At 73.8% G+C, this 8,712-nt stretch carries 4 protein-coding genes and 1 pseudogene; all 5 read right to left on the bottom strand.

The genetic code is table 11. From position 1 onward, the window contains the following. Positions 1-91: 91 nt before the first annotated feature. On the bottom strand, positions 92-1,810 hold the full coding sequence (locus M8J73_RS40870; RefSeq protein WP_249829776.1) for an ABC transporter ATP-binding protein: 1,719 nt from the start codon (positions 1,808-1,810) through the stop codon (positions 92-94). A gap of 152 nt (positions 1,811-1,962) precedes the next feature. Beyond that, entirely contained in the window at positions 1,963-3,813 is a 1,851-nt protein-coding gene (locus M8J73_RS40865) for an ABC transporter ATP-binding protein (RefSeq protein ID WP_249829775.1), read from the bottom strand. Positions 3,814-4,047: 234 nt separating this feature from the next. Continuing rightward, a complete protein-coding gene (locus tag M8J73_RS40860) occupies positions 4,048-5,910 on the bottom strand; it encodes an ABC transporter ATP-binding protein (protein WP_055538747.1) in 1,863 nt (620 codons plus the stop codon). Continuing rightward, on the bottom strand, positions 5,907-7,802 hold the full coding sequence (locus tag M8J73_RS40855) for an ABC transporter ATP-binding protein (protein ID WP_063799209.1): 1,896 nt from the start codon (positions 7,800-7,802) through the stop codon (positions 5,907-5,909). Before M8J73_RS40855 ends, M8J73_RS40860 begins: the two co-directional genes overlap by 4 nt. 137 nt (positions 7,803-7,939) lie before the next feature. After that, positions 7,940-8,712: pseudogene (locus M8J73_RS40850) on the bottom strand (glycogen debranching protein GlgX); the annotation flags it as partial.

Below are 8,712 nucleotides of genomic sequence, written 5' to 3'. Positions count from 1 at the left end.
CACCTGGCACATCGCACCGGCCGGTACATGACCACAGGGGCTGTCCGGCCTGACGGCCGGACAGCCCCTCACCAAGATCTTCATCGACCTTCTAGCCGTGCCACCTCTCCCACAGCGCCGCGTACGCTCCGCCCGCGCCCACCAGCTCGTCGTGGGTGCCCAGTTCGGTGAGACGCCCGTCCTCCATGACGGCGACCCGGTCCGCGTCGTGCGCGGTGTGCAGGCGGTGGGCGATCGCGATGACCGTGCGGCCCTCCAGGACCGCGGCGAGGGCGCGTTCGGTGTGGCGCGCGGTGGCGGGGTCGAGCAGGGCGGTCGCCTCGTCGAGGATGAGCGTGTGCGGGTCCGCGAGGACCACCCGGGCGAGGGCCAGCTGCTGGGCCTGCGACCCGTCCGTACGGCGACCGCCCTCGCCGAGGCGGGTACCGAGCCCGTCGGGCAGGTCGCGGACCCAGCCGTCGGCGCCCACGGCCGTCAGCGCGGCCCACAACTCCTCGTCCGTGGCGGAGGGTTCGGCGATGAGGAGGTTGTCGCGGACCGTCCCCAGGAACACATGGTGCTCCTGGGTGACCAGGACGACCTGACGGCGCAGCCGCTCCGGGCCGAGGCCGACCACGGGGACCCCGCCGACCGTCACCGAGCCCTCCGTGGGCGCGTCGATACCGGCCAGCAGCCTGCTCAGGGTGGTCTTCCCGGCGCCGGACGGGCCGACCACGGCCAGCCGTTCACCCGGCCGTACGGTCAGGTCGACACCGCGCAGCACCTCGCCGCCCCGCTCGTACGCGTACCGCACGCCGGTCACGTCGATCCGGTCGTCCACCGGCTCCGGCGACCGCACCGGGACCGCCCGCGGCGCGCGGGCCAGCCCCTCGACCCGGGCGAACGAGGCGCCGCTGGACTGCAACTGCTCGATCCGCATCAGGATCTCGTCCAGCGGGCCGCTCAGCTGCTGCAGATACAGGGCCGCCGCGACCACCGCGCCCAGGCTCATCGCACCGCGCTCGTGCAGCACCCCGCCGACCAGCAGGACGGTCACCACCGGCACGAGGTAGGAGACCTCGACGCCCGGGAAGAACACCGTCCGCAGGAACAGGGTGTGGAAACGTCGGCGCCGGGAGACCTCCAGCGCGTCCCGGCTCGCGGCGATCCGCCGCCGCTCCAGTCGCAGCGCCTCCACCGTCCGCGCGCCGGACGCGGTGGCCGCGACGATCTCCGCGACCTCGGAGCCGGCCGCGCCCTCCGCCAGATACCCGGCCCGCGCCCGGCGCAGGTACCAGCGCAGCACGAACCAGATGCCGGTGAGGCCTACCAGTCCGCACACACCGAGCAGCGGGTCCAGGGCGAAGACCGCGCCGATCAGGAACAACGCCTGCACGGTGTTGATGAGCAGCTCGGGGCCCGAGTCGCGCAGGGTCTTGCCGACGGTGTCCACGTCGGCGGTGCCGCGCGCCGTGAGGTCGCCGGTGCCGGCCCGCTCCACGACCGACGCGGGCAGGGCGAGGGCACGCTCCACGAACTCCTCGCGGACCCGCGCGAGGACGCGCTCGCCGAACCGGTGCCCCACATAACGGGCCCAGCGGGCCAGCAGCAGCTGCGCCACCGCGCACAGCAGGATGGCCAGGGCCAGCCGGTCCACCGCGCCGACGCCGCCCCCGCCGCGCACCTCGTCGATGATCCGCCCCAACAGCCAGGGCCCGGCGAGCCCCATCCCGGCCGCGGCCCCGTTCAACGCCAACACGGCGAGAAACGCCCGCCCGTCCCCCCGCACAAGCCGCACAGCGGCCCGCCGCACGTCGACGGACCGGGCGATGGGGAGACGGGAGGAGGACGGGCCGCCGGTGGGGGAACCTTCGGCGGACGCCGGGTACGGGGAGAGATCGTCGGCGGACGCCGGGTATGTGGAGGAATCGTCGGCGGAAGCCGCGGACGTGGGGTCCGTCGTGCCCCCGGGGGAGCGTGCCGTCACCGTACGGCCTCCTCTGCGGCCATCTCGTCCGTGCCCGCGTTCGCTTCCACGCTCTCTTCCGTCCTCGCGTTCTCCGCCAAGGGCCTGGCCCCTGACCCGCCCTCGGCCCTCGCGCCGACGACCGCCCTCCTCCCCCCGTCCCCGTCCCCGTCCTCGCCCGCGTCCCGGGCCACCAGTGCGCGGTAGCCCGGCTCTGTTGCCAGGAGTTCGCGGTGGGTGCCGGTGGCCGCCGTCTTGCCCTCGGTCAGGTAGACGACCGTGTCCGCGTGGTCCAGGACGAGGGGGGACGTGGTGGTGACCAGCGTCGTGCGGCCCTCGCGGGCCGTCCGCAGGCGTTGGGCCACGCGGGCCTCCGTGTGCGCGTCGAGCGCCGACGTCGGCTCGACCGCCAGCAGGATCTCGGCGTCGGCCAGCAGCGCCCGCGCCAGCCGCACCCGCTGCCGCTGGCCCCCGGAGAGGTTGCGTCCCTGGGCGTCGATCGCAGAGTCGAGCCCGTCCGGCAGGCCCTGCACGATGTCGTCGGCGACGGCCGCGCGCACCGCCTTGGCGATCTCCGCGTCGGACGGCTCCGTACGGCCGCCGAGCAGCTCCCGCAGCCGCCCCGCGAACAGATCCGCCTCGTGGTCGGCGACCAGGATCCGCTCCCGGACCATCGCCAGCGGGATCTCGTCGAGGGGGATGCCGCCCCAGGTCGCGGCCGTCGGCATGTACCGTCCGAGCCGGTCCACGATCAGCGCCGCGTCGGCGGGCCGGTCGCCGGCCAGCGCGGTCAGCCGGCCGGGCAGCACCCGTACGCCCGACTCGGGGTCGTGCAGCGCCGACGGCTCCGCGGGCGCGTCCCGCGTGCCATGGTCCGGCAGCGGCTCCAGGTCCAGGAACCGGATGACGCGCCGCGCCGCAACCACCCCGCGGCTCACCTCGTACCCCCAGTCGACGAAGTACGACACCGGTCGCACCAGCACGGTCACATACCCGTACACCGACACCAACTCGCCCACGGTGATGGCGCCCTGGGCGGCCAGCCGCGCCGCCAGCCAGGTCACCACCGCGAGGAACAGGGTCGGCAGCCCCACCCCGAGCGCCTGGAGCCAACTGGTCACCGAGCCGACCCGGTAGCCCTGCGCCCGCAGTCGCTGCGAGTCGCGGTGGAACGCGTCGGCGACGAGGCCCTTGCCGCCGAGGCCGTTTAGGACGCGCAGCCCGCTCGCGAGGTCCGCGATCCGCGCGGTCAGCACCCCCTGCCGTTCCCGGTACTCCGCCTCCGTGCCCTGCAGCCGCCGCAGCAACGGCCCCACCAGGACGGCCATCAGCGGCATCCCCAGCAGCACGACCGTCGCGATGGGCACGGACACGGAGAACAGCAGCCCCGCGACCACCAGATACGCGGCGAGCGCGCCCGCGCCCGGCCCGATGACCGTCAGCGAGGACGAGATCGTGTTGACGTCGCCCACCCCGATCGTGACGACCTCACCGGCGCCGACCCGCCGCGGCAGCGCCGCGCCCAGCCGGACCGCGTGCGCCATCACCACCTTCACGGTGCGGAAGTTGGCGTCCATCCGTACGCGGGTCATGGTGCGGTGCCGCATGACGCTCAGCCAGGCGTTGAACGCGCCCACCCCGAACAGGGCCGCCGACCAGCCGACCAGCGCCCGGTGGTCGCCGGGCAGGAGACCCTCGTCGATGGCCCGCGACAGCATGTACGGCGTCGCCGCGAGCAGCACCATCCACACGCAGGAGATCAGCGAGCCGAGCGCGGAGCGGCCCGCCTGTTTCCGCACCAGCCACCAGAGGTAGCGGGCCCCGCCCCGGCGGTCGGGGACGCCCGGGTCCTCGTACGCGTCGATCATCGGCCCCCCGTTCTCTCCCGCCGGACGGACGTGTCGCCTGCCGGGTCGCATGGCGTGCCGTATGCCGCGCGGGTCGTATGACGGACGTGCTGTGGTCCGGCCTGATCGTATTCCGGACGTTCCTCAGTCCGGATACGGCGGGGTCCGGACCCGTCGTTCCCCGGTCCGGACGCGGTGGGGTCCGGACCCGTCGTTCGCCGTGCGCGGCCGGCCGCCGCGCGCCGCGAGCCTGCTCTACGCCAGACTGTCCCGCCACGCCTGATGCAGGTCGGCGAAGCGGCCCTCGCCCGCGATGAGTTCCGCGGGGGTGCCGTCCTCGACGATCCGGCCGTGTTCCATGACCAGCACACGGTCGGCGATCTCCACCGTCGACAGCCGGTGGGCGATCACCACGGCCGTACGGCCCTGGAGGACCGTGGACATGGCGCGCTGCACGGCCCGTTCACCGGGGATGTCGAGGGAGCTGGTGGCCTCGTCGAGGATGAGGACGGCCGGGTCGGCGAGCAGCGCGCGGGCGAACGCCACGAGCTGGCGCTGCCCGGCGGAGATGCGCCCGCCCCGTTTGCGTACGTCGGTGTCGTAGCCGTCGGGGAGCGCGCTGATGAAATCGTGCGCGCCGATGGCCTTGGCGGCGCGTTCGATCTCCTCGCGGGTTGCGTCGGGGCGGCCGATGGCGATGTTCTCGGCGACCGTGCCGGAGAACAGGAACGCCTCCTGGGTGACCATCACCACCCCGCGCCGCAGCTCGGGCATCGCGAGGTCGCGCAGGTCGACCCCGTCGAGGAGGATCCGCCCCGACGAGGGGTCGTAGAAGCGGGCCAGCAGCTTGGCGAGCGTCGACTTGCCCGCGCCGGTGGAGCCGACCACGGCGACCGTGCTGCCCGCGGCGAGGGTGAGGTCGAAGCGGGGCAGGACCTCGCCGCCGGTGCGGTACGCGAACCGTACGCCGTCGAAGACGACCTCGCGGCCCGGCATCCCGGAGACCGCGGGTGGCAGCTCCCTCGCCTCCCTTGGCTCGGGCACCGACGGCCGCTGGGCCAGCAGCCCCGCGATCTTCTCCAGCGAGGCGGCCGCCGACTGGTAGGAGTTGAGGAACATGCCGAGCCGGTCGATGGGGTCGTACAGCCGCCGCAGGTACAGCACCGCCGCCGCCAGCACACCCAGCGCGAGCGACTCGGACGCCACCCGGTACGCGCCCCACAGCACGATCGCCGCGACCGTGACGTTGGCGACCACGCGGGAGCCGACGACGTAACGCGCCATCTCCAGGATGGCGTCGCCGTTGGTGCGCTCGTGGTGGCTGTTCAGGCGCCGGAACTCGGCGTCGTTCGCCTTCTCGCGGCGGAACGCGCGCACCGGGCGGATGCCGTTCATCGTCTCCGCGAACTTCACGATCACGGCGGCGATCGCCGTGGACCGGGCCGCGTACACCCCGGCCGCCCGCCGCTGGTACAGCCGTACGAGCCCGTACAGCGGCACGAACGACGCCAGCGCGGCCGCGCCGAGACCGAGGTCCAGCCAGAGCAGCATCGCCGAGATGTAGACGAAGGCGAGGACCACGGTGATGAGTTCCTGGAGGCCCTCGTCGAGCAGCTCCCGCAGGGACTCGACGTCCGTGGTGGAGCGCGAGATCAGCCGGCCCGAGGTGTACCGCTCGTGGAAGTCGATGCTCAGAGCCTGCGCGTGCCGGAAGATCCGGCCGCGCAGATCCAGCAGCACGTCCTGGTTGACCCGCGCGGACGCCCCGATGAACGCGAACTGCAGCAAGCCGGCCGCGAGCGCGCACACCAGATACGCGACACCCACGGTGATCAGCGGTCCGTGCCGGCCGTCCCGGAACGCCGGGACGGCACGGTCGATGGCGTACGCCACCAGCAGCGGGCCCGCCTGCACCGCCGCCTGCTGGAGCAGGAGCAGCACGCTCGTGAACGCGACCCGCGCCTTCATCGGCGCGAGCAGGGACCGCAGCAGCGCGAGGGTGGCGCCCGGCGGGGTGGGCAGGTCGTCGTGGTCGAAGGGGTCGGTCACCCCCTGCTCGACGGGGCGTTCGTCGCCGTCCGGTTCCCTGTTCGGCGCGGTGGTCGTGGGCGCCGTCATCGCGCGTCCCCCTCGGTCTCCTCGGTGCCCGACATCAGATGGGCGTACTCGGCGTTCGTCCGCAGCAGCTCGTGGTGGGTGCCCACGGCGGCTACACGGCCGCCGGACAGCAGCGCCACCCGGTCGGCCAGCAGCACCGTCGACGGGCGGTGCGCCACGATGAGGGCCGTCGTCTCCGCGAGCACCCGGCGCAGCGCCGCCTCCACGGCGGCCTCCGTGTGCACGTCCAGCGCCGACAGCGGGTCGTCCAGCACCAGGAAGCGGGGCCGCCCGACCACTGCCCGCGCCAGCGCCAGCCGCTGCCGCTGCCCGCCGGAGAGGCTGAGGCCCTGCTCGCCCACCTGGGTGGCGGTGCCGTCGGGCAGGCTGTGCGCGAAGTCGGCCTGTGCGATGGCGAGGGCGCGGTCCAGCTCGGGCTGTCCGGCGTCCGGCCCGGCGCCCATCAGGACGTTCTCGCCGACGGTCGCGGAGAACAGCGTCGGCTCCTCGAAGGCCACGGCGACCTTCGCCCGCAGTTCCTCTCTCGGCATCCCGGCGATGTCCTCGCCGTCCAGGGTGATCCGGCCGTCGGTCACCTCGTGCAGCCGGGGCACGAGCGCGGTGAGCGTCGTCTTGCCCGAGCCGGTGGCGCCGACGAGCGCCATGGACTCGCCGGGCCGGATGTGGAGGTCGATCCGGTCGAGGACGGGGGGCGTGTCGGCGGGTGCGTCGGGATAGCGGAACCGCACGCCGTGGAACTCCAGGCCGCCCCGCACCGCCTCCGCCGCGGGCCACAGGGCGCTCCCGGTGTCGTCGGCGCCCTCCTGTTCGGCGCCCGCCGGCTCGGCGCCCTCCGGCTCGGCGTCCAGCACCTCGAAGTACCGCTCGGTCGCGGTGGCCGCCTCCTGGCTCATCGCCAGCAGGAAGCCGATGGAGTCCACCGGCCACCGCAGCGCGAGCGCCGTCGACAGGAACGCCACCAGCGTCCCCGCGGAGAGCGCGCCGTCCGCCACCTGCACCACGCCCACGACGAGCGCCGCCCCGATGGCGAGTTCGGGCAGGGTGATGATGACGCCCCAGATCGCGGAGAGCAGCCGCGCCTTGCGCAGCTCCGTGCCCCGCAGGGTCCGGGACAGCTCACGGAACGCCCGCGCCTGGCTGCGGTGCCGCCCGAAGCCCTTGATGATCCGGATGCCGAGGACGCTCTCCTCGACGACCGTGGTCAGATCGCCCACCTGGTCCTGGGCGAGTCGCGCGACCGCCGCGTACTTCCGCTCGAAGGCGACACAGGTGACGATCACGGGCACGGCGGGCCCGAGGATGACCAGGCCGAGCGTCCAGTCCTGCATCAGCATGATGATCACGCCGACGAGGATCGTCACCGCGTTGACCAGCAGGAACGTCAGCGGGAAGGCGAGGAACATCCGCAGCAGCGACAGATCCGTCGTGGCGCGCGACAGCAGCTGACCGGAGGCCCACCGGTCGTGGAAGGCGACCGGCAGCCGCTGGAGATGCCGGTAGAGGTCGGCCCGCATCGACGCCTCGACCCCCGCCAGCGGCCGCGCCACGAGCCAGCGCCGCAGCCCGAACAGCAGCGCCTCGGCGAGCCCGAGCAGCAGCAGGTACAGCGCGCCGAGCCATACGCCCGCCGGGTCGTGGTCCGCGACCGGCCCGTCCACCATCCACTTCAGGACGAGCGGGATGACCAGGCCCACGCAGGACGCGACTATCGCGACGGCCGCGGCCACGGACAGCCGCGCCCGCACGGGCCGGACGTACGGCCACAGCCGCAGCAGGCTGCGTACGGCGGAACGCCCCTCGGCCCGCCGGGCGATGTGCGGCTCGGGTCCCTGGGGCTGCTCGGGGTCCTGGGTCTGGTCGGGTTCCTCGGCGGTTGCACGTGTCGTGGCCATCAGCAGCGAGCCTACGGATCGCCACTGACATCGCCCACCGAGTTTTGGCCGGACCACGCTCGGCCATCGGTTCTAAGACCGCCCGCTGCCGCCCCCTGCAACCACGCGCCTCCGCCCACGCAAACCGCCCGGCCCCCCTACGCCACCACCCGCAGCAGCAGCACCGTCCGCGCCGGCACGTCGACCGCCGCCCCCGCCCGGTGCACCACCCCGGGCGCCTCCGTCTGCTCCTCCCGCGACGTGTCGACGACGACCTCGTAGCGTTCGGCCCACGGCGTCCCCGGCAGGACGAACTCCACGGGCCGGTCGCCCGCGTGCAGGACCGCGAGGAAGCTGTCGTCCAGGACGGCGGCGCCGCGCGCGTCCCGCCCCGGGATGTCACGGCCCGAGAGGTACATGCCGAGGGTCGCGGCCGGCGCGTACCAGTCCCCCTCGGTCATCTCGCCGCCGTGCGCCGTGAACCACGCCAGGTCGCGCAGCCCGTCCGCCGAGTGCGCCCGGCCCGAGAAGAAGGCCCGCCGGCGCAGCACCGGGTGCTCGTGGCGCAGGGCGATCAGCCGCGCCGTCAGCTCGAACAGCGCCTTCCAACCGGGGTCCTCCAGCAGCCCCCAGTCGAGCCAGCTGATCTCGTTGTCCTGGCAGTAGGCGTTGTTGTTGCCCCCTTGGGTCCGCCCCAGCTCGTCCCCGGCGACCAGCATCGGCACCCCCGTGGACAGCAGCAGCGTCGTCAGCAGGTTCCGCAGCTGCCGGCGCCGCAGCGCCCGCACCCGCTCGTCGTCCGTCTCGCCCTCGGTGCCGCAGTTCCAGGACCGGTTGTCGTCCGAGCCGTCCCGGTTGCCCTCCCCGTTCGCCTCGTTGTGCTTGCGCTCGTACGACACGAGGTCCCGCAGTGTGAAACCGTCGTGCGCGG

It is taken from the genome of Streptomyces neyagawaensis (genome assembly GCF_023516595.1).
GTDB lineage: Bacteria > Actinomycetota > Actinomycetes > Streptomycetales > Streptomycetaceae > Streptomyces > Streptomyces neyagawaensis.
The sequence above is the reverse complement of the archived record's forward strand: the minus strand, read 5'-3'. Positions and strand labels throughout refer to the sequence as shown.